This window comes from Corynebacterium imitans (genome assembly GCF_000739455.1).
In the GTDB taxonomy this organism is placed as follows: Bacteria; Actinomycetota; Actinomycetes; order Mycobacteriales; family Mycobacteriaceae; genus Corynebacterium; species Corynebacterium imitans.
Window position 1 is genome coordinate 19,183 of record NZ_CP009211.1, and the last position, 23,675, is coordinate 42,857.

At 63.8% G+C, this 23,675-nt stretch carries 16 protein-coding genes and 1 pseudogene; 8 read left to right on the top strand and 9 right to left on the bottom strand.

What is annotated here, in order from left to right:
• The first annotated feature begins 169 nt into the window (after nucleotides 1-169).
• Nucleotides 170-4,660 carry a hypothetical protein gene (locus tag CIMIT_RS00080; RefSeq protein ID WP_038587448.1) on the top strand — a complete coding sequence of 1,497 codons (4,491 nt, stop codon included), beginning with the start codon at nucleotides 170-172 and terminating at the stop codon, nucleotides 4,658-4,660.
• 320 nt (nucleotides 4,661-4,980) lie between these two features.
• Nucleotides 4,981-8,007, top strand: coding sequence for a hypothetical protein (locus CIMIT_RS00085; protein WP_144311782.1), 3,027 nt, complete (start codon nucleotides 4,981-4,983; stop codon nucleotides 8,005-8,007).
• A gap of 1 nt (nucleotide 8,008) precedes the next feature.
• On the opposite strand, the gene CIMIT_RS00090 is transcribed toward CIMIT_RS00085, so the two are convergent.
• From CIMIT_RS00090 to CIMIT_RS00105, 4 genes are all read right to left on the bottom strand, one after another.
• Nucleotides 8,009-9,532 carry a cutinase family protein gene (locus CIMIT_RS00090; RefSeq protein ID WP_158407423.1) on the bottom strand — a complete coding sequence of 508 codons (1,524 nt, stop codon included), beginning with the start codon at nucleotides 9,530-9,532 and terminating at the stop codon, nucleotides 8,009-8,011.
• A 30-nt stretch (nucleotides 9,533-9,562) separates the two neighbouring features.
• The gene (locus tag CIMIT_RS00095; protein WP_231910311.1) at nucleotides 9,563-10,003 is read right to left on the bottom strand and encodes a hypothetical protein; all 441 of its coding nucleotides are present in this window, start codon (nucleotides 10,001-10,003) and stop codon (nucleotides 9,563-9,565) included.
• Between the two features lie 70 nt (nucleotides 10,004-10,073).
• Nucleotides 10,074-12,167 (bottom strand): YhgE/Pip domain-containing protein, encoded by a 2,094-nt coding sequence (locus CIMIT_RS00100; RefSeq protein WP_038587454.1) that lies wholly within the window; start codon nucleotides 12,165-12,167, stop codon nucleotides 10,074-10,076.
• On the bottom strand, nucleotides 12,164-12,745 hold the full coding sequence (locus CIMIT_RS00105) for a P-loop NTPase family protein (protein WP_038587457.1): 582 nt from the start codon (nucleotides 12,743-12,745) through the stop codon (nucleotides 12,164-12,166). Before CIMIT_RS00105 ends, CIMIT_RS00100 begins: the two co-directional genes overlap by 4 nt.
• Before the next feature lie 107 nt (nucleotides 12,746-12,852).
• Between CIMIT_RS00105 and CIMIT_RS00110 the strand changes: the two genes are divergently transcribed.
• Entirely contained in the window at nucleotides 12,853-13,407 is a 555-nt protein-coding gene (locus CIMIT_RS00110) for a TetR/AcrR family transcriptional regulator (protein WP_038587460.1), read from the top strand.
• Between the two features lie 102 nt (nucleotides 13,408-13,509).
• Nucleotides 13,510-14,538 carry an HNH endonuclease signature motif containing protein gene (locus CIMIT_RS00115; RefSeq protein WP_038587464.1) on the top strand — a complete coding sequence of 343 codons (1,029 nt, stop codon included), beginning with the start codon at nucleotides 13,510-13,512 and terminating at the stop codon, nucleotides 14,536-14,538.
• A gap of 152 nt (nucleotides 14,539-14,690) precedes the next feature.
• Here CIMIT_RS00115 and CIMIT_RS00120 read toward each other — a convergent pair whose 3' ends face one another.
• Nucleotides 14,691-15,389 carry a hypothetical protein gene (locus CIMIT_RS00120; protein WP_038587466.1) on the bottom strand — a complete coding sequence of 233 codons (699 nt, stop codon included), beginning with the start codon at nucleotides 15,387-15,389 and terminating at the stop codon, nucleotides 14,691-14,693.
• A 256-nt stretch (nucleotides 15,390-15,645) separates the two neighbouring features.
• Between CIMIT_RS00120 and CIMIT_RS00125 the strand changes: the two genes are divergently transcribed.
• Nucleotides 15,646-16,611, top strand: coding sequence for a methylenetetrahydrofolate reductase (locus CIMIT_RS00125; protein ID WP_038587469.1), 966 nt, complete (start codon nucleotides 15,646-15,648; stop codon nucleotides 16,609-16,611).
• A 40-nt stretch (nucleotides 16,612-16,651) separates the two neighbouring features.
• A complete protein-coding gene (metE, locus tag CIMIT_RS00130) occupies nucleotides 16,652-18,916 on the top strand; it encodes a 5-methyltetrahydropteroyltriglutamate--homocysteine S-methyltransferase (protein ID WP_038587471.1) in 2,265 nt (754 codons plus the stop codon).
• On the opposite strand, the gene CIMIT_RS12910 is transcribed toward metE, so the two are convergent.
• The 3 genes and pseudogenes from CIMIT_RS12910 to CIMIT_RS00145 all read right to left on the bottom strand — a co-directional run bounded on the left by CIMIT_RS12910 (nucleotide 18,917) and on the right by CIMIT_RS00145 (nucleotide 20,222).
• Entirely contained in the window at nucleotides 18,917-19,195 is a 279-nt protein-coding gene (locus tag CIMIT_RS12910; protein WP_038587474.1) for a hypothetical protein, read from the bottom strand. It abuts the gene before it with no gap.
• 20 nt (nucleotides 19,196-19,215) lie between these two features.
• Nucleotides 19,216-19,698: pseudogene (locus CIMIT_RS13090) on the bottom strand (SDR family NAD(P)-dependent oxidoreductase); the annotation flags it as partial.
• Nucleotides 19,698-20,222, bottom strand: coding sequence for a DUF4334 domain-containing protein (locus tag CIMIT_RS00145; RefSeq protein ID WP_038587480.1), 525 nt, complete (start codon nucleotides 20,220-20,222; stop codon nucleotides 19,698-19,700). The pseudogene CIMIT_RS13090 and the gene CIMIT_RS00145, both read right to left, overlap by 1 nt.
• 40 nt (nucleotides 20,223-20,262) lie before the next feature.
• Here CIMIT_RS00145 and CIMIT_RS00150 point away from each other — a divergent pair, with 40 nt between their 5' ends.
• Nucleotides 20,263-20,787 carry a peptidylprolyl isomerase gene (locus CIMIT_RS00150; RefSeq protein ID WP_038587483.1) on the top strand — a complete coding sequence of 175 codons (525 nt, stop codon included), beginning with the start codon at nucleotides 20,263-20,265 and terminating at the stop codon, nucleotides 20,785-20,787.
• Nucleotides 20,788-20,850: 63 nt separating this feature from the next.
• Nucleotides 20,851-21,519 (top strand): rhomboid family intramembrane serine protease, encoded by a 669-nt coding sequence (locus tag CIMIT_RS00155; protein WP_038587487.1) that lies wholly within the window; start codon nucleotides 20,851-20,853, stop codon nucleotides 21,517-21,519.
• Between the two features lie 494 nt (nucleotides 21,520-22,013).
• Here the strand turns inward: CIMIT_RS00155 and CIMIT_RS00160 are convergent, their stop codons facing one another.
• Nucleotides 22,014-23,453, bottom strand: coding sequence for a hypothetical protein (locus tag CIMIT_RS00160; RefSeq protein ID WP_038587490.1), 1,440 nt, complete (start codon nucleotides 23,451-23,453; stop codon nucleotides 22,014-22,016).
• Nucleotides 23,454-23,675 lie beyond the last annotated feature (222 nt).

Genomic DNA, 23,675 nt, shown 5'->3' on the forward strand with positions numbered 1-23,675 from the left:
TTCCGCACACCTTGGGGATGGTGGACTACTTTCCACGAAACGGTTGTGATTGAATGAAACTCTGTCAGTGTGTAGATCCGTGTTCAGGAGATCTCCAGGCTGCTTCGATTATCTCCGACAAGTTTTAAGGATTGGGCCGTTGCAAAACGCAAATCTAAAGAAGCGCATTATGGCCGCGCTTATCTCCGGTGTCCTCGCTACCGGTACCACCGCTGTTATTGTCCCCGAGGCTTCTGCTGCAGACCAGATGATCGTAGAGGCCTACCAGCGCCTCGACGAGGCGTCGCTGCGCCAATTCGAGATTGAGCAGAGCAAGCTTGCAAAACGGTACCCGAAGTGGACTCAGCCAGTGCAGGTGCTGTCCACCAATCAGGGACCTGGCTGGTGCATCGACTGGGGTATTGATAGCTCGTGGAACAACCCTGACGGGTTCGAGGTGCGCAAGCTCACCGGTCAGTCTGGCCGTGTTGGTCAGGGCTATGCCATCGACGAGAACATCCGCATCGCTTCGATCACCTTGACTAAGCAGATGCTCACGGACTTCAAGCAGTGGGAGGAGACTTCTTCCTCCTCGCTGGAGAAAGACATCCAGACGAAGAACCGCTACCTTCAGGCACTGTTGGGTAACAACCCGAGTGAGCTGAACGGCGTCCGCGAGCTCATTCACGATCGCGATCTGATTAAGTTCCAAAACCTCACGGGCTTCAGCATCACGCGCGTGCAGAACCCGTCTGATGGCGTCAACTACCGCCTGGTCCCGAACCAGTCGAAGCTCGACGACATGAAGAAGAAGATCGGCCCGAACGAGTTTGTTACCGTTCTTGTTCCGAAGAACTACAACTGGAACATGAACAAGCGCAAGGAATGGACCTTCCAGCGCTTGATCACGATTTACCAGCCTGGCTTGGATCTGTCGTGGCAGCCGAAGCCAGATTACGATTTCAGCACCACCGTCACGGAGACCCCGAAAGAGACCCTCACTGAGGTCACCACGATGCCGGAGCACGTCACCACGGTGACTGAGCCGGGCAAGCCGACGACCAAGACGATCGTGACTGAGGAGCCGACAACGGTCACGCGTACCAGCACGCTGCCGGCTTTCACGACCGTTACCACGGTTACCGAGCCGGATGAGGTCGTCACCACCACTAAGACGCACCCGGCGAAGACCACCGAGGTTGTGCGGACCGAGAACGGTACCCCGGTTACTGAGACGAAGACCATTACGCCTGAACCGGAGATCGTCACGGAGACGAAGAAGGGTGGCGTCAAGACGGTCACCTCGACGGTTACCGATACGACCGTCACAGAGACTGTCCCTGGTGAGAAGAAGACTGTTACCCAGGTCGAGACCCCGGAGGTCACCACAACCCGCACCGTTCCTGCTGGCGAAACCACCGTCACCAAGACCGTTGCAGGCGAGCCGACGACCGTCACGGTGAACAAGGACTCCAAGTACTACACCGAGAAGGTCTACGAGTCCATCAAGGAAGTCTACGAGTACTACCAGTTCGCTGGCTTCACCAAGGAAGAAAAGTCCAAGGTCATTGAGCTGGACAAGCGCATCAGCGGTTCATGGAGCTTCCGAATCACTGAGGGTTCTGAGTACGTCATCGTCGAGCGTGGCGAGAAGGACGGCCAGCTGATCGTTACCCCGCGCCCGGGCATTGATGGCGAGCACAAGGTCACCATCGTGGTCACCGATGACCAGGGTCGTGAGCACGTCTACCGCCTGACCATCAACAACACGGTCAACATTGATGAGTCCATCAATGTGAAGGTGAACAACTTCTTCTACAACATCAACACCGGCGGCGAGGGTGACCGCTTCAAGGTGCTGAAGTACAACGAGGGTGAGACCTGGAAGAAGGTCAAGGGCGGCGAGCTTGTCGAGGTTAAGGATGACGGCAAGGGCAGCCTGACCGTCACCCCGAAGGATGGCGTGACTTCCGGCGAAGTGATTGTGACGATCACCGATAAGCAGGGCAACGAGCGTGAGAACATCATCACGATCGAGAATAAGGAGTCGAAGTACGACGTCACCCGTACGATCCTGAACACCTCGGTCGGTTTCGTTGAGTACCGCGGCGGCGACTTTAAGATCATCGAGGGCGAGGACGTTCTCGATATTAAGCAGGTCGAGGTCAATGGCGAGAAGGTTTGGAAGATCGTTCCGAAGGTCGAAGAGGGCAGCGCGCGCGTCGTCTTCACCGACAAGGACGGCGTTGAGTACACCTTCACCTTCGAGGTAGTTAAGGACCCGAACGGTGGCCCAAAGGTCGTCCAGCACAACATCAACTACACCGGCAACGTTGAGATTGAGCGTCGTGAGGATTACCGCTATGAGGTAGTGAAGGGCGATCACCTGCTGAATGAAGAGCAGCTCAACATCGAGGAGACGACCCGTGAAACCGACGGGAAGAAGGTCTGGCAGATCACTCCGAACAAGGATGATCTTAAGCTGAAGGAAGAAGGCGGCACTGCCGTCATCAATATCAAGGACAGCGAGGATCGCCTTGTTGGGATCTTCACCGTCAACATCGAGCGTGACGTCACCGGCGATGTCGAGAAGGTGACGCGCGAACGCGAGGTCGCGGACCGCTCCACAGTTAATGTCTTCCTTGGCGACAACGAAAACAACTACTTTGCTGTTGAGCCACTCGATGGCACCAACCTGGGCGATTTCTTCAAAGAGCCGGAAAAGTACGCAGGAAAGGAGATCAAGGATAACCTCCAGCTGAAGTTCAAGCCAGGCGCTGAGGGTAAGTTCAAGGTCACCGAGTACATTTGGCGAGTTGGCGAAGATAAGATTGTCCGGGATGAAAAGGGCAACGTTGTCGAACACATTAAGGGCAAGAAAGAGCCCGTCCCGATCACCGAGTACGTCTACACCGTTAAGCCGTTCCAGCCGAGTGAGTCTACCTACACCATCACGGCGGACAACGAGGTCGACCTGCAGGGCAAGAAGCTCTACGTCACCGAGGGGCAGAAGCTGCTCGAATCCATTCCGACTGATGGCGAGTCCAAGTTCAAGCTTGTTCCGAAGGCTGACGCTAACGGCAAGGTTGTGATTGAGAACCGCACCGATGACGGCTTCGTCTTCGAGCGCTACATCCTCAATATCACCCCGGGCCGCGCAGCCTCCAAGGACAATGTCATCGAGAAGACGATGACCTGGAGCGGGGTTGCACGCATCAATAAGGAAGAGGGCCATACTTACAAGTTTGTCTCCGCTAAGGATGCGAAGGGCAACGACGTCGACGGCAACGATCTCGTCCGCGTCAAGGAAGAGAATGGTGAGTTCGTCGTCAGCGGCCGCGCTGGCAAGACCGGTACCGTTACCATTGCGGTAAGCGACAACCGTGGTGTGTACGCGACCTACAAGCTCACCATCAACGAGGCTGAGGGCGCACGCGTCTACGACTACCAGATCTCCACTAATGCAGAGTTCCGCGCAACCCTGGTGGAGAAGTCCAACCAGTTTGTCGTCATCGACGGTGGCGAGTACCTCGAGACTCCGAACAACGATGGCAACCAGTGGACCGTGAAGCCGAAGCAGAGCGGCGTGGGCAAGACCGCGACGGTTGAGGAGTGGGATCAGGACGGCAACGTTCTGAACACCTACAACCTGAAGATCGTCCAGGGCGCAACCAGCGGTTCCCGCCACCTGCGTGACTACCTGATCGTTGGCCAGGCGAAGGCCTACGAGCCGATCTCTGAGGGCAACACCTTCAAGGTTGTGCAGGGTGCCGACCACGTCAACACGGGCAAGGATGACAAGGGCAACTTCACGCTGACCCCGAAGTCCGGCACCGACAACAAGACGGTTGTAACCGAGGAGTACGACAAGGATGGCATCCTGGTCCGCACGATCACTTCGCTGATCATCCCGGAGAGCCTCACCTCCAACGGTGCGTTCCTGGGCGACAACCGCGATGTTGCCAAGATCATCCGTGATGAGAAGACCGGCCAGATCACCGTTGTCTTCGACAAGGAAGGCGGCGACGTCGCGATCGCTGAGGGCTCCGAGCTCGTCGACCAGAGCCGCGACGGTAACAACATCATCCTCACCCCGAAGCAGGGCGCAAACGGCACGGTCATCTTCATCCCGGTGCTTGAAGGTTCCCAGAACAAGTCGGCTTCCGAAGTAAAGGTGCGAGTCAACACCAGCAACAACCAGGGCGGTGGCAACGTCAACGTTGGCTCCTCCGACCCGAAGTGCATTGCTTCGCTGGTTGGTTTGGCTTCGCCGCTGCTGCTGCTGATCCCGCTGGGCATCCTGTCCCAGGTGCACATCCCGGGTCTGGAGGGTGTGCGTGGTCAGCTCAACGCTGCGATCAAGCAGGCGAATGATCGTATCCAGCAGGGTTTGGGTATCTACGACCGTGATCGCGCGCAGCGTGCTGCAGGTGTCCAGGGCGCGTTTGCGATTGAGAATTCGCAGATGATCGGTATCGCTGCTGGCGGTCTCGGCTTGATTACCGCTGGCCTGCTGATTGGCGACGCGGTATTGCGTGCTTGCGGCCAGCAGGAGGCAACGTCCTCCTACCAGCTGGGCAAGGCTACCGATAACGAGACGTTGATGTACGGCTCGTCCGGTAAGCCTGCTGAGTCCGAGGCTGCGAAGCCGGAGGATGAGAAGGCTGCTGACGAGAAGTAGTCTCTAACGCCTTAAGAAAGCCGCTTGTGTGGAAACCCCACGCAAGCGGCTTTCCGCTTCTTACCCACATGAGATTCTCCATAACACAAAGACGTATTGAAGTCTGCGGCGAGGCGTCCGTCGGTGTGACAGAATAGATACTGTCATTACCCACCTCATTTCCAGGACAGTCCAACCTCGCGTTGTGCTTTCTCGGAAAGTTCGAAGGATTCCCGTTGCAACCCTCCCTCAAGAAGCGCGCCATAGCCGCACTTATTTCCAGCGTCCTCGCTACTAGCGCCACTGCCGTCATCACTCCTAATGCTTTCGCTGAAGACAAGATGTCCGCAGACAAGGTCGCCGAAGCAGCATTCCAGCCTGTCGCGCCCGGCACACTCCGCCAGTTCAAGGCTCTCCAGCCAAAGTTTGCCCAGCAAGCGAAAGGTTTTGATGGGGCGGTCGCACCGCTTCGCACTGACCTCGGACCAGCCTGGAGCATCGATGACGCGGCAAACAACCTCGATGACGTTCGGGTTCGCAAGCTGACCGGCCAGTCTGGTCGCGTGGGCGAAGGCGAGAGCCTGGATACCCAGGTTCGTGTCGCCGCGATCAATCTGGTCAAAGCGCTTCAGAAGGATCTCCAGGAGTACGAATCCGCGCCTTCAACCACGCTGAAGCAGCAGCTTGAGCAGAAACTGCTCTTTACGCGGGCCCTGCTTGGCAACGACGTTGCAACCCTGAACACGGCACGTACCGACGTCCTCAACAACCACGCGAACGCTTTCTACGAGCTCACCGGCTTCAAAGTCGCGCAGAGGACCCAGCCGGGCTCTGCGAACGAGACCCTGAACTACGTCCTCGTCCCGGATACGCAGAAGATCGAGGAGCTCACTGCGGGCGAGGATGAGTACATCACCGTGCTTCTCGGCGGGGAGGGCGAGCGTCTGCTCTCCCTCTACCAGCCAGGGCTCGACCTGCCTGACAACGCCGAGGCGACTGAGAGCACCTCAACGGAGTACTTCCTGTTTGCAGGGTTTACCGCCGATGAGAAGTCCAAGACCATTGACCTGGACCTGCGTATCAAGGGCCACTGGACCTTTGACGTTACCGAGGGCGCGAAGTACGTCCAGGTCACCCGCGGCGAGCGTGACCACGAGCTCGTGCTTGCACCGCGCCCGGGCTTCGAGGGCGACGCTACCGCCACGGTCGTCATCACCGATGAGCAAGCGAACGAGCACATCTACCACCTGCAGCTCAACAACACCATCAACTCGGAGGCCCCGGCGAAGGAGCCGGAGCAGATTATCGACGCCCCGCCACGCGCTCCCGAGGAAACCGTGTACCGCCAGCTGCCCACCAGCACAGTTGCCTACATTGCCAGGAACGGCGGCACCGCAAAGGTCACGACGGGTCAGAACTTGCTGTCGGTGTCTGCGACCGAGATCAACGGCACACCGGTGTGGAAGGTGATCCCTTCGACCAAGGGCGACGAAGGCACGGCCCACGTAGTGGTCACTGACGCCGACGGCACCGAGCGTCCCCACGACTTCGACGTGGTGAATCGGAAGTACGCGACGAAGAGTATCGTCCACGAGTCCCTCCCGTACATGGGAAGCACGAAGCTGCCACGCCCTGCTGGAGGGAAGTACGACGTTATCCAGGGCGAAGAGCTTGTAAACATCACTGCGGCAGAGAATGGTTGGATCGTCACTCCGAATGAGGACGACGCTGAGCTGAAGAAGAACGGTGGCACCGCCGTCATCAACATCAAGGACCGCGAAGGTCGTCTCGTTCAAAACGTAACCGTCTACATTGCGGCCAAGCGACCAGACTCCACACCGGTACACGAAGTTGTTGATCTCTTGATGGTCAAGCTCCGATCGCACAACTACGAGGACAATCACTTCACAGTCGAACCGCTGGATGGCGCAAGTCTCGATGACTTCTTCGAGAACCCAGAGGCCTATGAGGGCAAGGATCTCCAAGACGACCTGCAGCTGAGGTTTAAGCCGGGCGCGGAGGGCAAGGTCAAGGTCACTGAGTTTGTTCGGAAGCCGATTTACGAAACTGTCGACGGCATCTTCCAGCCTGTCGACTATGAGAACACCCCAGTCGCCGAGCACATCTACTCGGTCACCCCGTTTGAGCCGATCGAGTCCGTGTACACGATCACGCCTTACAACGAGTTGGGGCTGACTGGCACCAGTCTCTACGTCACCGAAGGCGAGGATCTGCTCCAGAGCGTCCCGACCCTGGGCGAGTCCAAGATCGAGGTCACCCCGAACCGCAGCGCAGGCGGCAAGGTCGTCATTGAGAACCGTACCGAGGATGGCCACGTCTTTGAGCGCTCCATCGTCAACATCACGCCTGCTGAGCGGGATACGGTCGTCGAGAAGGAGATGACCTGGGCTGCCACCGCGCGTATCAACCAGGAGGAGGGCGACACCTACAAGTTCGTCTCCGCCACGGATTCGGAGGGCAACGACATTGACGGCATCGATTTGGTCCGCGTGCGCGAGGACAGCGGCGCTTTCGTCATCAACGGCCGCGCTGGAAAGATCGGTACCGTCACCATCGCGCTGAGTGACAGATTCGGCGTCTTCGCGACCTACAAGCTCACGATCACGGAGCCCGAAGACGCTCGTGTCTACAACTTCGACATTTCCACCAACGGCGAATTCCGCGCATCCGTGGTGGACAAGTCCAACAAGTTCGTCGTCATCGACGGCGAGGAGCACCTCGAAACCGTGCGTACCGATGGCAACCAGTGGTCGGCCAAACCGAAGGCAGACGCTGCGGGCAAGACCGTGGTGATTGAGGAGCAGGACGAGGACGGCAACGTCATCAGCACCTACAACCTGGGGATCGTCCAGGGCAAGACCACGTCGCTGACCTTCCCCGGCACCACCCCGACCGACAACGAGTTCAACGCACGCAACAAGGACATCGCCAGCACCAAGCGCGACGCGGACACCGGCGCGATCACCGTTACCTTCGACAAGGCAGGCGGCGACATCGGCATTGCCGAGGGTACCGACCTCGTCGACATCACCCGCGAGGGCAACACCATGGTGCTTACCCCGAAGCAGGGCGTGCGTGGCACGCTGTCGTTCGTCCCGGTGATCGACAACGTCCAGAACACCACCGGCTACAGCTTCGACATCAACACGAAGTCCAGCAATAACGGCAACACCCCGAAGGACGGTTCCGCGGACCCGAAGACTGTCGCCTCTTCCGTGGGTATCGCGACTCCGTTGGTGCTGCTGCTCGCGCTGATCGCCGTGTCCCAGCTGCCGATCCCGGGGCTGGAGGGCGTACGCGCGCAGATTAACGCCGCCATCGACAACGCGACGAAGGCGTTCAAGTAGCTCACCGCTCCCGCAGCACCCCGCGGACCACGTCGTCGATCCAGTCGAGCACGTAGTCGTAGCCGCGCTGACCGTCGATGTTGAAGCCGCCGGGGCTGTCGGTGTAGCCCAGCTTGTAGTAGGACATGTGGCGCGGCCCGAAGTCGCCGGCCTGCGCCGCTGACGCCAACAGGTTCGCGTTGGCCGGGTTGCGCATCGCGGCGTCCAGTCCCGCAGCACCAGCCACCTGGTCCATCAGCGCGCTCACCGCGGCGTGCGTCGCGGCCTGGCGTTGCTCGGTGGGAGTGGGCACGCGCGGCACCACGCCCGCGCCAGCCAGCTGCAGGTAGAAGCGTTCGGTGGCCTGGGTCGCCCGCATCGCCTCCAGCGCGACGTCGTACCAGCCTGCCGCCTCGCTGTCCTCAGGCATCGCCCCACGCAGCCCCTCCAGCGCGGGTAGCAAATACGTCCAGGTCACGCCCTCTTTCGCCAGGTTCGGCAGCGCGGACATTAAGGTGACGGCCGCGAGCTGCTCGGCCGGGGTCGCCGCCTGCTCGGCGCGCGTCGCGCGGTCCGCAGCCTGGGCGTAGAGGCCGATCTCTCCGAGGATGAGGGCGGCGGTGGGGGCGTCGAGAAGCGAAAGCCCTGAGACGCGCACCGCCTGTTGCAGGGGAACACCGGCGTCCAGCTGGCGCGAAAACTCCAGCACATGCATGCCGGTCGCCGCGTTCGGCGGGCCGACGGCCTCCTCGCGCATCGCCACATCCGCCACATCGCGCAGCGCGGAGTCCGGGTCCGTCGAGCACGCCATGTCCGCCGCATTGCACAGCGAGAGCACCTTGCCCTCCAGCCCGGCGAAATTCAGCGCCCGCTCGCCGGCCAGCCCCACCCGCCCAGGCACAACGCCCGACCCGCCGCCGTTGACCAGCTCGCCGCCGCGTGCCAGCTGACCCTTCGGCGCAGGCGCGTACAGCTTCGCGTCGCCTAAGGGCCTTTGCTTTTCGACGCCCGAACGCCCCGGATCCGCAAACAACACCACCGCCGCCACCTGGTCCGGCCCAACCCCTGCTACTTTTCCGTGTCCGATCTCTGCCGCGACGTCGCCGATGAGGTGCGCGCCCTGCGAGTAGCCGATCAGGATAAACCGGGTGCGCGGGCAGTTGCGGGCGACGGTGCGCAGCTCGCGCTTCGCGTCGTCGGCACCGAGGGTGACGGACTCGCCGTAGGTGGCGGCTTCCGTGCCCTCGATGCCGCCGCTGGCGCTACCGATCGCGCTGAAGCGGCCGAGCGAGGCGGGGTAGCGGACCTGGTAGCTGCGCACGGTGCGGGCGCCGAAGTGTTCGGTGAGGTCGGCGGCGGGGGAGGAGTTGTCGTCGAAAAGCGTGTCGCGCGCTTCGGGGGCCCAGGAATGCGAAAACCCGGTGCCCGCCGCTTGCACGACGTGGACCGGGGTACAGCTCGGTGCCACCAGATCCCACGGCTGCGCTTGCGCAACCGGGGCGAGGGGGACGAGCGTGGCGAGCGTGAGGGCAGCGAGATGTTTCACGCGAAACATTTTAGTCTCGCAGCACCTTGCCTACTTGCGCGGGAGCGCCATGAGCGCGGTACCGATAGCCGCGAGCCATGAGTCCTTCGACAGGGACAGGCCCTCCTGGGAGGGGCGGATGCCGTCGTCCTCGGTCATGGCGTCATTGCCGAAGTACATGGTGAGCAAGCCAGCGCCGAAGGTGGTAAGCGCTGCGCCCGCCAGGCGGTTGGACACGAAGGGCGCGAGCAGGGCAGCGCCGATGCCGGTCTCGGAGTACGCGACGAACTTGGCAAAGGTCTTCGGGTCCACGTCTTTCAGCGCGGGGATGCCGGTCTGCGCCATGCCGTGGAGGAACTCGGCGGTGCCCTCGTCGGCGCCGAGCTTGCCCGCGCCGGAGTTCAGGATAAACAGGCCGGTGGGTGCGCGCAGCAGGGTAGCGGCCAGGCGGGTGCCGGGGGTCTTCTTCTCGTTCTTCTCGCGACCGAACACGATGTCTCCTTTGTAAGTGGGGTGCAGTACGAAGTTGATGATACGTCTACAATCGGCCGTCGGCAAGCAGCTACACCGACAGCTCCGGGTGCAGGTCCTTCTCCGGGATCTGCCGCAAGTGCCTCAGGCCCAGGCAGGAAACGATCCAGGAGCCAACCGCGATGCCGATGAGCACCAGCGTCGCCCGGATCATGCGGGGATCGCCGCCGTTGGTGCCGAACAGGGCGTAGCGCATCAGGTCCACCGAGTAGCGCATCGGATCCCAGCTGTGCACCCACTGGATGAACTTCGGCTGCACTTCCGGCGGGTACAGGCCATTCGAGGCCACCAGCTGCAGCGACATCAGCGCCATGGTGAGCAGTCGCGCAATCGCCTTCCCGAAGAGGCAGTTGAGCATGTAGATGAACGAGATGAACGCCCACGACACGCCCACCAACACCAGCAGCAGCGTACCTGTGTACGTCGGGTCGATGTCCAGCAGGAAGACCTGCACCGCCCACAGGAAGAAGGCCTGCACCGCGCCGACGAGGAAAGAGGGCACCAGCGTATCCAGCATGACGCGGTAAACCGGCGTGCCCGAGTCGATCGCGCGGCGGTTAATCGGCTGCATCACCATGTACAGAATCAGGCCACCGAACCACAGCGACAGCGAGAGGAAGAACGGCGACAGACCCTTGCCAAAGTAGGCCAAATCATCGCCCGTCTCGTTGAGTACGACCGGTTGCGACGCCGCCGTGACTGCCTTGTCCAGGCGATCGCCCTTCCAGGTCGGGGCCTCCTCCTGCGCGTCGTGGAGTTTGACGCTGAGCTCGCCGGTGCCGCTGTCCAGCTGCACCAGGCCATCGTTGAGTGCGCCCAGACCCACGACCAGCTGGTTGGAGCCGTCCGCAAGTTTCGACGACGCGTCCGAGGCCGTATTCGCCGCCACGACCAGCTGCGAGGTGCCGTCCTTGAGCTGGGCGACGCCGGCGACCAGCGTGCCGGAGCCGTCCTGCAGCTTGGCCAGGCCGGCCGCCAGTTGCTGCGAGGCATCCGTGGCGCGGTTCACGCCGCCGCGGTACTGCGCGTTCGGGTCGTTCAACTCCGTGGCGATCTGGTGCGCGCCGTTCTGCAGCAGCTGCAGCTGGCCCACCAGGCTCGAATCCATCGCCGAGGCGAGCGCCCCGTTGTGCAGCTTCGCCTGCGTTGCGCGGGCCTGGGCGGCAAGCTCCGCCGTGCCCGGGATCGGGGAGGCGTCCAGGTCGCGGATGACCTGGTTCAGTGAGGCGTCGATGTCCGCGAACGCGGCCTGCGCCGCGCCCAGCTGGCCCGCCACGCCCGCGATCTTGTCCACACCGCCGGCGACCTGCGACGCGCCCGCACCGAGCTTGTCGGTGCCGGACTGCAGCGTCACCATGCCCTCGGAGAGCTGGTTGGCGCCGTCAGCGGCGGTGCCGATGCCGGTGTTGAGCTGGTTCGCGCCGTCGGCAAGCCGCCCGACGCCGTCGTCAAGCTTGTGCGCTGCGCCCGGCAGCTCTTGCAGCTTCGAGTTGAATTCCTGCATGCCGTCGTCGAGCTTGGTCGCGCCGTCGTCAAGCTTCTGCCCGCCCTCGCCGGCCTTCTTCGCGCCCTCGTTGAGCTTGCCGGCGCCCTCGGCGGCCTGGCCCATGCCGTCGTTGATGGTGTTGAAGCCCACGAAGAGCTGCTCCACCACCTTCGAGCCGACCGTCACCGACACGGCATCAGTGATCATGCGGGTGGCCTGGCTGCCCAGCATCGTGGGGATAAAGCCGTTGGTCTCGTTCAGCGTGACGTTGATCTTCGCCTGGTGCGGGTTCTCCTCCTTCACACTTTTGGCGGCCTCGGTGAAGTCGCGCGGAATCTCCATGCCCAGGTAGTAGGTACCGTCGGCGATGCCCTCGCGCGCCTCCTCGGCGCTGACCACCCGAAAGTCCATCGGGTCCTCTTCGAGCAGCTTATCGACGACCTGTTGCCCCGCCTCGCCCTCATCCGAGTTCACCAGCGCCACTGGCACCTTGTTCAGGTTGCCCAACGGGTCGAAGTAGCTCCACACGAACAGGCCGCCGAACAAAAGCGGCAGCAGCGTAATCGCGATCATGGCCAAAGGCGGCAGCTTGCCGTGCAGAAACTTGCGGAAGTTCGAGCCAATATGCAGTCCGCTCATCGGTCCTCCTCATTCGCGCTGATGACCAGAACGGCAATGTCCTCGGCCACGGTGCGCAGGTTGTCTAGCAGTTCGGCGCGCAGCGACATGTCGCGGATCTGGTCCACGTCGTCCACGATCAGAAGCTCCGCGTCCGGGCGCGACACCAGCGCGAGCAGGATGCGCAGGCGGAAGCGGTTGAGTACGTGCAACTCGCCGACCTTCGCCGACTCTTCCAAGTCCTCCAGCCCGAGTGGTTCCAGCCAGCGCTCGACGGTGTCGTGCTCCAGCGGGCGGCGCGGGGTTGGTTTGAAGAAGGGCTGCGACCACGCGATCTGCTCGCGCAGCAAGTCGCGTACGGGGATCTGGCGGTCGAGGGAATCAATCATGTGCACGCCCGCAAGCGCGGTGCGCTTGAACCCAGGGCCGTCGACGCTACCGGAGTGTTGCTTGTAGCGCCCGGCGAGCGTCATGGCGAGGGTGGTCGCGCTGGACTCGCGTCCGACCTGCAAAAAGTTGAACCCCTCTTCGGCGTCGACGCTCACCGGCGTGTCGCCTTTGCGCAGCACAAGGTCTGTGGCGCTGAGAATATGTGTCATCGGAAAACTCCAAGTGGAGGGTTAGCTATCACTTAAAACTCCTGCTATGGTGCTCCGCAGATTCGGCGATGTCAAGACGAAAGAGTATCGCGCCCGAGGAGGCACCCATGCGATCAGACGCGCGCGCAAAGCGCGACCAAATCATCACAGCTGCCACCGAGCAGTTCCGGACCCGCCCGAACTCCGCAGTCACCCTAGAGGCCGTAGCCAAAGACGCAGGCGTTGGCATCGCTACACTCTACCGGCACTTCCCCAGCCGCACCGCGCTGCGACAGGCGTGCGCGCTGCGCTTTATCGACGAACTCGACGTCCTCCTCGGCAAAACACTCACCGACTTCTCCGCCGACCCAGAAGGCAATTGGGAGCGCTTCATCTGGCAACTTGTCGACGCCGGCGTAGGCATCCTCGTCGGCGCCCTCGCCCCCGAGCACCCCGCCGACTCCGAACGGCTCGACGAATTTTTCAACCACGTCCAAGTCCTCCTCGACACGGCCGCGCCGCACGGGTTGGTTAGTCCTGACGCCACGCCCATCGAGCTTGCCTCCGAACTCATCGTGGTGACCCGCCCCATGGACGAGACGCTGACCGCGCTGTTTCCCGACGTCCGCGAACGCCTCGTCCGCCACCTCCTCACCGCCTGGCGAGTTTCAGCCCAACCCTAGTTAGACGTTCGTTTTGGGTCGTTGGTTCCGTTTCGGGCCAATAATGGGTGTATTCTCACATTCCCTTGTTTTGGCAGGTAAACGTGGTTTATCGTCGGGTGCATGACAGATTTGGATGCACTTGCTTTGGTTGACCGCTGCGGATACGACTTCGTCGCCGCAGCGGCCGGACTTGAGCTTGCCCAATTACAGGCACACGGCATCCAGCAAGACCGCGCGAAGCAACTCCGCGACACCGCGAGTGTGCTGTGCGGGAAAACCTCGCACACCAAGTACCAGGCCCGCGCCCAAGAAGGCGCACGTGTCAACGGGCATAGGTTGGACACACTTGCCTACATCACCCGCTCCGCCCGCTCCCTCAAGGACGTAACCAAGCGCTGGCACTACATCGATCAGCTTTGTAACACAGCAGGCGACTTGGCGCGCATCCGCCGTGTGGCCGCAGAGCTGAAAGCCGAGCTGCAGGCGCCTGAGCCGCGCACCCCGAAAGCACGGGTCACCCACCACGGCGACGGGTACGCCACCCTGAGACTCACCGGCCCCGCCGCCGACGTCCAAGGCGTCTTTGATGCTGCGAAGAACGACGTGACCGGCTGGCTGAACGGTGGGTGCCCGAAAGCCGAGTACCTGGTGCGGGTGACCGCCAACCTGGACCTGGGTGATTACCTGCGCATCATCGCAGGCGAAGGCAACGACGTCCAGGTGCACTTCGATAACGGAGTGATCGTGAGCGGTGAGGAGTTTGTGCGCATGCAGCTCGAAGAAATCGGCGCGGTCATCTTGATCGGGGTGATGGACGGGCCGGTCAATGCCTACCACGCCCGTTTTGCCACTCCGAAGCACCGGGAGGTCATGCTTGCCGATTCCACCACGTGTACCTGGAAAGGCTGCAACGCTCCCGCATCTGAGTGCGACGCCCACCACATGGTCGAACACCAACACGGAGGAGAGACCACACCCTCCAACCTTGGGTGGTTATGCAAGTACCACAACTCGCAAGCCGCCCGCGGTACCCGGGGACATACCGAACGGCGCGACGGGCAGATCACCTACGTCTCACCCTACGGGAACGTCACCCCCACCGGCACCGACCACAAAGCCCGCGCCGACAACCGCAAACCACCCGACTAAACCTGCACGCAGAAAGCCTTCGCGCCAGCAAACACTGGCGCGCCTACAGGCATGCCCGGAACTAGTCGTCCCGACATAAATAACCCCGCCGACCTGCCAGGCGCTGCCTGGCGTTGTTCGGCGGGGTAGGGGTGCGCGTGGTGCAGTGCTAGCTAGTCCGCGTCCTTGGTGCCCTTGCGCTGCGAGTCGTCGAGCGTGTCCAGGGTGGACAGCGTCTCGCCATCGGGAACGGCCGCGTCCGCCGCGTCGGCGGTCAGCCCCGTCGCCTGAGCAGAATCAGCACCCTCGGCAGGCTCCGTCGGCGGCACCGCGGCGTGCTCGCCGTAGGTGTCGGCGTCAGGCGCAAAGACGCCTTCGTTCTCGGTCGAGGTGGAGTAGACCAGCTTCGCCTCGCCGGAGCGGGCGACGTCGGTCAGGTCGATCTCGGGCTCGGCGTCCTCGAGCTTGTCCTTCAGCCAGAACTCCCACAGCGCCCAGCCGGCACCCGCGAGCGCGCCCGCGCCGAGCAGCCCCGCGGCGACCGTACGGCCCTTGCCGCGGGCCTTCTTCTTGTGCGCCTTGGCTTCGGCGCGCCACGCGGTGCGCTGCGCCTCGCGCCCGGGCAGTGCGGCGTTGAAAGCGGCGCGGCGCTTGTCCAGGCGCGCGTGGGCGGCGCGGGTGAGTTCGCCGGCTTGGGTGCGCGCGGCGTCGTAAAGCTGCTCGAGCTCGTCGGCGTCGGTGATGTTGCGGTCCTCGAGGGCGGCGAGCAGCGCGTCGTAGGTTTCGCGCTTGCGCTTGTCGCCTTGCTCGCGGAAGTACTTGGCGGCGTCCGCTGCGCCGGTGAAGAGCAGTCGCAGGGTGAACGGGTTCATGGTGCTCCTTGAAAATGTTGGTTATCTCGCTCCCGCCAGCCTACCGATTCCGCGCGGACTAAGCGTTTCGCAAAAACATACCAAGCGGTTCATTTTGCGGATTAATATTCAGAAAAATGTGGCCAACACGCTGCGCAAACACGGCCGTCAATTGTGCCCGAAAAGTGCGCCCCCTAGATTCTTGGGCACCGTTGAAAAACGGTTTACGTCAGCGCCGAGCCCGGCGAGATCACCGACATCGAAAGGTATTTTTCACATGCGTGGGACCCTCCCTTCGACCCGACTGTCGGCCTCGGCACCGCTCGACAGCCTCGGCGAAGCACCGGTCACGCCGCAGCGCCGCGCGCGCACGGCACTGAGCTTCGAGCTCATCCCGCCCCGCCACGACGCGGACTCCGGGAAGATCGACGAGCTCATCGCGGGCCTCGCCGCCTACAACCCCGACTACGTCGCCGTGACCAGCTCGCGGCGCAGCGACTGGCTCACCGGCACCGCCGCGCTGATCGCGCGCGTCGCCGAGACGACCAACCTGCGCCCGATCGCGCACCTCGCCTGCACCGCGGGCACGCGCGAGGAGCTGGTCACGTGGATTCGCACGCTTATCGACGCCGGCGTCCGCGGCTTCCTCGCCCTCCGCGGCGACCTGCCCGAGACCGGCATGCCAGCGCACTACCTCCAGCACGCCACCGACCTGCTCAACCTGATCCAGGACGTGGAGGACGAGGAGGCGTTCCGGCTCGCGGCCGGCAAGTTGGCGCTGTCGGTGGCGTGCTACCCGTCGGGGCACGCGGAGTCGAAGAACTTCGACGAGGACTTGGACGTGTTGCTGGCGAAGCAGCGCCTCGGCGCGGACTTTGCTATCACGCAGCTGTTTTTCAACGCGCAGGACTATCTCGACTTTGTTGAGGTGGCCCGCCTGGCTGGGGTCCGCATCCCGCTGATACCCGGCATTATGCCCATGACCAGCCTCAAGCGCGTGCAGCGGATGGGCGAGCTCTCCGGCATCGCGGTGCCGGAGTGCGTGACCCGCACGCTTGCGCAGGCAACCACGCCGGAGGAGGAGTACGAGCTGGGCATGCAGATGTCCGCGCAGCTCGCCAACACCATCCTGGACGCCGGCACCGGCGGCCTGCACGTGTACACGCACAACAATCTCGCGGTCACCCAGGACCTCCTGGACCGCATTGGGATTGTCCAGCCCGCTGGCCATTCCCTGATTTAGACCACCTCAACTTTCAACAAACAGCAGAAAAGGACGCATTGTGTCGAAAGCGACTACACCGTTTCCCAAGGCCACGATCGAGGGCTACCCGCGCATCGGCGCGAACCGCGAGCTGAAGCGCGCGCTTGAGAGCTACTGGGCGGGCCGCATTGACGCGGAGACCTTCCGCTCTTCCACGCACGCGCTGCGCGTGGACAATTACAACCACCTGCGCGACCTGGGCCTGACCGAGGACTACGCCATCCCGGCCGACGTCGCCTACTACGACCAGGTGCTTGAGACCGGCCTGACGGTCGGCCTGATCCCGGGCGGCACTGACCTGGACGAGGAGTTCGCACTCGCCCGCGGCAACGATTCCCGCGTCCCGCTGGAGATGACCAAGTGGTTCGACACGAACTACCACTACCTGGTGCCGGAGATCGCCGCAGGTCAGGACATTACCCCTGCGCCCGAGCGCATCCTGGCGATCGTCGAGGAAGCCCGCGAGGCCGGCCACACCGTCCGCCCGTTCCTGGTCGGCCCGGTCACGCTGATCGCCCTGTCGAAGCCGGCCGAGTGGTCGCTGCTGCCTTCGCTTGTCGACGCCTACGCCACCGTCCTTTCCGCCCTGCGCGAAGCCGGCGTCGAGTGGATCCAGCTGGCCGAGCCGGCACTTGTCGCCGACCTGGACACCCCGGACGCCGAGCTGGCGAAGCACCTGCGCGAGGCCTACACCACCCTGCTGGGTGCGGAGAACCGCCCGAACGTGTACCTGACCACCCCATACGGCGCGACCCGCGAGGCGCTGCCGGTGCTGGCCGAGCTCGCCCCGGAGGCGCTGCACGTCGACCTCGCGCCGTGGACGCTGGACCAGGACGCCGAGTACCCGCAGCGCATCGCCGAGGCCGTCCCGGCTAAGACCCAGCTGGTCGCGGGCCTGATCGACGGCCGCAACGTGTGGGCCGCGAACCTGCGCGAGCGCTCCGAGGTGCTCGCAGCGCTCGGCGATCGCCCAGTCGCCGTGTCCACCTCCACCTCCCTGCAGCACGTGCCGCACACGCTGAAGGCGGAGAAGAACCTGCCGGTCGACGTCGCTACTTGGCTTTCGTTTGCGGACGAGAAGGTCGCCGAGATCCAGGCGCTCGTCGCTGGCGAGGAGGGCGCGAAGGAGGCGTTTGCCCAGTCGGATCGCGCGGTGCGCACCCGCGCTGAGTCGACCACGATTCACAACCAGGCGGTCGTGGATCGCGTCGCCAAGCTGCCGGAGGGCGCGGTCAAGCGCGAGCCGGCCTTCGAGGAGCGCAACCCGCTGCAGCGCGAGGCACTCGGCCTGCCGGCACTGCCGACCACCACGATCGGCTCCTTCCCGCAGACCCAGGAAATCCGCAAGGCGCGCGCCGACCACAAGGCAGGCACGCTTGACGACGCCGCCTACCAGGAAGCCCTCCGCACCGAAATCAAGAACGTCATCGAGCTGCAGGAAGAGATCGGCATCGACGTCCTCGTCCACGGCGAGGCCGAGCGCAACGACATGGTGCAGTACTTCGCCGAGCTTCTCGACGGCTTCGTGGTCACCGAGAACGGCTGGGTCCAGTCCTATGGCTCCCGCTGCACCCGCCCGCCGATCGTGGTTGGTGACGTCTCCCGCCCGGCCGCGATGACCGTCGAGTGGGCCAAGTACGCCCAGTCCCTGTCGGAGAAGCCGGTCAAGGGTATGCTCACTGGCCCGGTGACCATCCTCGCATGGTCGTTTAAGCGCGACGACGTGCCGCTGAGCGTCTCCGCCGACCAGATCGGTGTCGCGCTTGCCGACGAGGTCCGCGACCTCGAGGAAGCCGGCATCAAGGTCATCCAGATCGACGAGCCCGCCCTGCGCGAACTGCTGCCGCTGCGCGCCGACGACCGCAAGTCCTACCTGGACTGGGCAGTGCGCGCCTTCCGTCTCGTCGCGCTGCAGGCGGAGCCGACCACGCAGATTCACACCCACTTGTGCTACTCCGAGTTCGGTCAGATCATCGACGCCGTCGCAGCGCTCGACGCCGACGTGACCTCCATCGAGGCAGCCCGTTCCAAGATGGAGCTGCTCGAGGACCTGGACGAGTCCTTCCACTCCGAGATCGGCCCGGGCGTGTGGGACATCCACTCCCCGCGCGTGCCGTCGACCGAGGAGATCGCCGGCCTGCTGCGCGCCGCGCTGAAGAACGTGCCGACCGAGCGCCTCTGGGTCAACCCGGACTGCGGCCTGAAGACCCGCGGCTACGCCGAGGTCGAGCCCTCGCTGCGCAACCTGGTCGCCGCTCGCGACGAGGTCGTTTCCGGCCTGTAACTAGTTGAAGAGGTTGGTGGCCCACCAGGCGAAGCGCCTGGATACCCGCCGGCCCGCAAGCGCGATCCCGCCACCCGGGGTAATCACCGGGGTTGGCGGGATCAGCCCTTTCAGGCGGGGGCGGCGGGCCAAAGCGCGCTCGGTGGCGTCGAGGACATCGTCGGGGGTGACCATGAGTAGTCCGCTCGCCTTGCCGACGAGCCCGCCAATGAACTTCGGCCCGCCAGTGGCCTGCTCCAGCAGGGGAGTGCGCACCGCCGTCGGCGCGACGAGCAGCACGTGGATCCCGTTGGCGCGCTCCTCCTCCGCCAGGATCTCGACGTAGCTGTTGACCGCCGCCTTCGCGCCGAGTACGCCGCCAGCTTCTGCATCGGCACGTACCCGGTCAGCGAGCCCATCACCACGAGTTGGCTGGGGGTGGGTTGGGCGCGGAGGTGGGGGAGTGTGGCGTCGAGAAGCGTGAGGGTGCCCCCGTAGTTGATCCGCATGACGCGGCGGGCCTGGGCGGCGCCGACGTCGCGCACGCGGCCGGCGGGCATGATGCCGGCGCAGTGCATGACCCGGTCCAGGCGCGGGGCCTGCGCGAGGAGTTCGCGGACGAACGCCTCGTCGGTGATGTCGCCGACGACCGTGCGCACGCCCGTGTCCGAGGCGTAGCGCGCGTGGAGTGTCTCGCTGACATCGGTGGCGATGACCTCGGTGCCCGCCTCGCGCAGCCGCTCCACTGCGCGGGCGCCGATCCCGCTTGCCGCGCCCGTGACCAGGGCGTATTCGATGCGCATCAGCGGATCACCGGAACCTCGTCGCGCGGGACCTGCCGTAGCGTGAAGAAGAGCGGGTCCGGGTTTTTGCGGTAGTCCATCGCGCCGATCAGTGTGGTGTCGTTGAGGCGGCGGAAGTGATCGAGGATGGGCAGGTCGTCGTAAAGCATGGCGGTGCTGACCACGCCGCGGTAGCGCACCTCGCGCAGGCGCGCGGCCGGGTGGAAGGTGCGCAGCGACGCCACGACCGGGCGCACCGCGCGGCTCGCCGCCTTGGTCAGCTCGAAGATCTGCGGCGGCGCGCCCATCGGCATCAGCGCCGGGTTGACCCGCACGATCCGGCCGCGCGGTCCGAAAAACAGCAGCGGGTCGACCTCCTCGGCGCTGGTGAAGCGCTTGCCGTACCAGCCGGTTGCCTCCAGCAGGCCGTCCATCACGTTGCCCGTGGGCAGCTCCGCGCCGCGCCAGACGCCGGTGAGTTCGGCGGGGGTGACGGGCGCGGAGGCGTCGAAAAGCGCGAGTGTGTCCGCTCGTACATCTGCCATGAAAGCCACAATAATGACAAAACCGCGTATCCTAGTTGCCATGACTCAAAAGACGCAGACGATGACCCTGCACACCAACCACGGCGACATCGTGATTGACCTGTTTGGCAACCACGCGCCGAAGACCGTGGAGATCATCACCGGCCTGGCCAAGGGCACCCAGGAGTACTCGGCGGCCAACGCCTCCGGTTCGAACGAGGGCCCGTTCTACGACGGTGCGATTTTCCACCGCATCATCCCCGGCTTCATGATCCAGGGCGGTGACCCGACCGGCACCGGCACCGGCGGCCCCGGCTTCACCTTCGCCGACGAGTTCCACCCGGAGCTCACCTTCGACCGTCCGTACCTGCTGGCCATGGCGAACGCCGGCCCGGGCACCAACGGCTCCCAGTTCTTCATCACCGTGGATGCGACCCCGTGGCTGAACAACCGCCACACCATCTTCGGTGAGGTCACGGATGAGGCGTCCAAGAAGGTCGTCGACGAGCTGGCGAACGTGCAGACCGGCCGCATGGACCGCCCCGTCGAGGACGTGGTGATCGAGTCCGTCGAGGTCTCCGAGTAGCACCCGCACGTTTCACCGCCCCCGTTTGCCGGGGGCGCTTTTTGTTGGCAGGGGAGGCCCTTTATGCAGCAATTCGCCCAGCGGCTGTTCCGCGGCGCGCCCGTGAGCGCCGCGATCGCGACCGCGTGCACGATCGTGTTCGCGGTGATGGCGGCGCAGGCCCGCTCGCTTCGCGACGTCGTGTGGGATTCCGTCGGCGCCTACCTGGTGCTGTGGGGCCCGGAGGTCCGCGGCCTGGGTGCGGCGCGGGCTTTCACCGCCGGGTTTGTCCACCTGGACCTGACCCACCTGGTGCTCAACATGCTGCTGCTCGCCGTCATCGGCACGGAGGTGGAGCGCGCCGTGGGCAGCGGGCCCTTCGCGCTCGCGTACGCGGCGGGGGTGCTGGGTTCTTCGGCGGCGGTGCTCGGGTTTGCGTTTCTCACCCCGACCGCGGGGGCGTCGGGCGCGCTGTACGCGCTGATGGCGGTCTTCGTCGCCATTGCTTATCGACGCCACGTCGACCCCCGCCCCGCCATCGCGCTCATCGCCGTCAATGTGGTCTATACGTTCATTGCCGCGAACGTGAGCGTGTGGGGGCACGCCGGCGGGCTGGTCATCGGCGCGCTCATGGCGTGGCCGCTGACCTCGCCGAACGAGCGCGTGCGGTGGCTGAGCGCTGCCGCGGCGCTGGTTGGCGCGGCCGGCGCGGTTGCGGTTGGCGCGGCACCCGCCACGCAGATGCTGACGTAGCTTATCCACGCCTGTCCACGCGCGAAACCCACACCCGAAGGCGCTTCGGGTGTGGGTTTTTCTCTGCCCGAGTGTCCCTGCGCGCCGGGCCTGTGGACAACTCCGGCGTGTTATTCACGAGTTATCCCCAAGCGTGCGGGGTGTGAGTTCTCCACAAAAGTTGTCCACATTGTGGATAGTTACGGGCGTGTAATTCCTCGAACAGCTTCGTTGCTCGTGCGACACGGACGGGCTGTGGCGGGCGGAAATGGCGTTCGAACAGCGCATTTGTTCGGGTTGTAGAAGTAGTGCACAGGTTTATCCACAGGCTGTGGATACACGCTTATGCACAGTATTGTCCACAGCCTGTGGATAACTTCGCGCGCGAGCAGTGCACAACCCCGCACCGCGTGTCGCTGCCGCACATTCGCGGGTAGGGGTGGTAGCGAGAGCACGCAAAAGCCCGGGCCCTCCTGGTGTGGAGGCCCGGGCGGTGGGCGTCGAGAAGCGCCTAATTAGAAGGTGCCATCGAGCTTGCGGCCGAAGTCAGACACGGTGGCATCGCGGGAGTCGACGTCCTGGTCGTTGTCGTCGGACTCGTCGCCAGCAAGGCGGCCAGTCTGGGTGGCGGTCATGTAGTTGTGCAGGCGGCCCTCGGAGGTCTTGCCGTCGCCGAAGTTGAAGGAAGCAACTGCAACCTCTTCACCAGCCTTGATCGGGTTAGCCAGGGTGACCTCGAAGGTGCGGACGCCCTTCTTGCGGTCGAAGCCCAGGTCACGGACGTGTGCGCCCTTGTGGCCGTTCGCGGTGATCAGGCGGTCAACGCCCTCCGGGCCCTCAGCGGTCTTGATGTCAACGCGGAAGGTGACGGCCGGGAACTCGCCGTAGTAGCGGTCGGTGCCGACGTTCTTGATGCGCAGCGCAGTGGTGCCCGCGAAGCCAGAAGCCTTCCAGGAGGAAGAGGTGAAGTAGGGCTCGAGGTCGAGCTTCTGCTGCTCGCGCTCAGCGGCTTCCTCGGCGGTTGCACCCTCGGTGTCGGTCTCCTCGATGGTCTCTTCGACCTCGGTGTTCTCGGACTCAGCGACCTCGTTGGCCTCGTTGTCCTCGATGACCTCGATGCCTTCGTCGGTGATGTCCTTGTTGGTCACGTCGGCGGCCTCGTCGTCGTTGACCTTGGTCACGTCGTCAAGGTTCTCGCCCTCGCGCAGCTTGTTCACCTCGTCCTCGAAGTTCGGGTTCTCGTCGTCAACAGGCTTGGTCACCTGCGCGCCCTTGTTCGGAGCCCAGGAAGCAGCCGGGGTGTCGTAGTTCTTCACGCGCACCTCGTTCTTCACCGGCATGTTGGCAATCCACGCAGTCGGGGTGGCCCAGGTGCCGTTCGGGCGGCAGCGCTGCTGGGTACCGGTCATGGTGACGGTGCGGAAGCCGTAGGTGGCCTCGCCGGTGTTGCCGGCGGGCACCTCGTACGGGCCGATCTTCTGGCCGACGGACCAGGACAGGGAGCCGGAGACGTCCCAGCCCAGCGACTTGGCCAGGGTGTAGCCGATGGTGCCCTGCAGGCCGTCCTTGGAGCCGGTGCCGCCGATGTTCAGGGTCTCGGTCTTGGAGCCGTTGACGGAAGCGGAGATCTGCTGGGTACGGGACAGGTCCTGGGTCAGGTTGACCGGGTTGTCGCTGAGGTTGGTGGTGGAGATGGTGCCAACCGGCAGGAAGTTGTCGGTGACCTTGTAGACCACGGTGCGGTAGTCCTCGGTGGAGTTGCAGACCGGGCGAGCGTTGAGCACGTTTGCCTTGATGTGGTCAGAGCCACGGTAGGTGTGGATGATCGGGAGTGCATCGTTGGTGGCCGGGGTCTCCGGGCGGGACTCCTCGTTGGTCATTGCGTGGGCGGGGAGGGCACCGCCGGCGATGGCCAGGGCGGCCGCGGCGGCGATGGCAGTGCGGAAGCTGCGCATGTGGTTGTCCTTTCGGAAGTGAAGTACGAAGTGCAAGTACGGTATGACGTTCCTTAACGTCCTGCTAAGTATTTATAGCGGCTTAGCTGAGATCGTGCTGAGTGATAGGCGTCCTATTCACCCATGTGGGGGTAGAGGGATGATGTATTGACAACCCTAGAAAACCTAAACAAGCAGGTAACAGCGATAACGAGCAAGCAGTGAATAATAATCCAAAAACCA

What these genes read in the sequence shown, in the direction of transcription:
- CIMIT_RS00080 (WP_038587448.1), top strand. Translation starts at nt 170, where the DNA reads ATGGCCGCGCTTATCTCCGGTGTCCTCGCTACCGGTACCACCGCTGTT.
- CIMIT_RS00085 (WP_144311782.1), top strand. Translation starts at nt 4,981, where the DNA reads ATGTCCGCAGACAAGGTCGCCGAAGCAGCATTCCAGCCTGTCGCGCCC.
- CIMIT_RS00100 (WP_038587454.1), bottom strand. Translation starts at nt 12,167, where the DNA reads ATGAGCGGACTGCATATTGGCTCGAACTTCCGCAAGTTTCTGCACGGC.
- CIMIT_RS00105 (WP_038587457.1), bottom strand. Translation starts at nt 12,745, where the DNA reads ATGACACATATTCTCAGCGCCACAGACCTTGTGCTGCGCAAAGGCGAC.
- CIMIT_RS00110 (WP_038587460.1), top strand. Translation starts at nt 12,853, where the DNA reads ATGCGATCAGACGCGCGCGCAAAGCGCGACCAAATCATCACAGCTGCC.
- CIMIT_RS00115 (WP_038587464.1), top strand. Translation starts at nt 13,510, where the DNA reads ATGACAGATTTGGATGCACTTGCTTTGGTTGACCGCTGCGGATACGAC.
- CIMIT_RS00120 (WP_038587466.1), bottom strand. Translation starts at nt 15,389, where the DNA reads ATGAACCCGTTCACCCTGCGACTGCTCTTCACCGGCGCAGCGGACGCC.
- CIMIT_RS00125 (WP_038587469.1), top strand. Translation starts at nt 15,646, where the DNA reads ATGCGTGGGACCCTCCCTTCGACCCGACTGTCGGCCTCGGCACCGCTC.
- CIMIT_RS00145 (WP_038587480.1), bottom strand. Translation starts at nt 20,222, where the DNA reads ATGGCAGATGTACGAGCGGACACACTCGCGCTTTTCGACGCCTCCGCG.
- CIMIT_RS00150 (WP_038587483.1), top strand. Translation starts at nt 20,263, where the DNA reads ATGACTCAAAAGACGCAGACGATGACCCTGCACACCAACCACGGCGAC.
- CIMIT_RS00155 (WP_038587487.1), top strand. Translation starts at nt 20,851, where the DNA reads ATGCAGCAATTCGCCCAGCGGCTGTTCCGCGGCGCGCCCGTGAGCGCC.
- CIMIT_RS00160 (WP_038587490.1), bottom strand. Translation starts at nt 23,453, where the DNA reads ATGCGCAGCTTCCGCACTGCCATCGCCGCCGCGGCCGCCCTGGCCATC.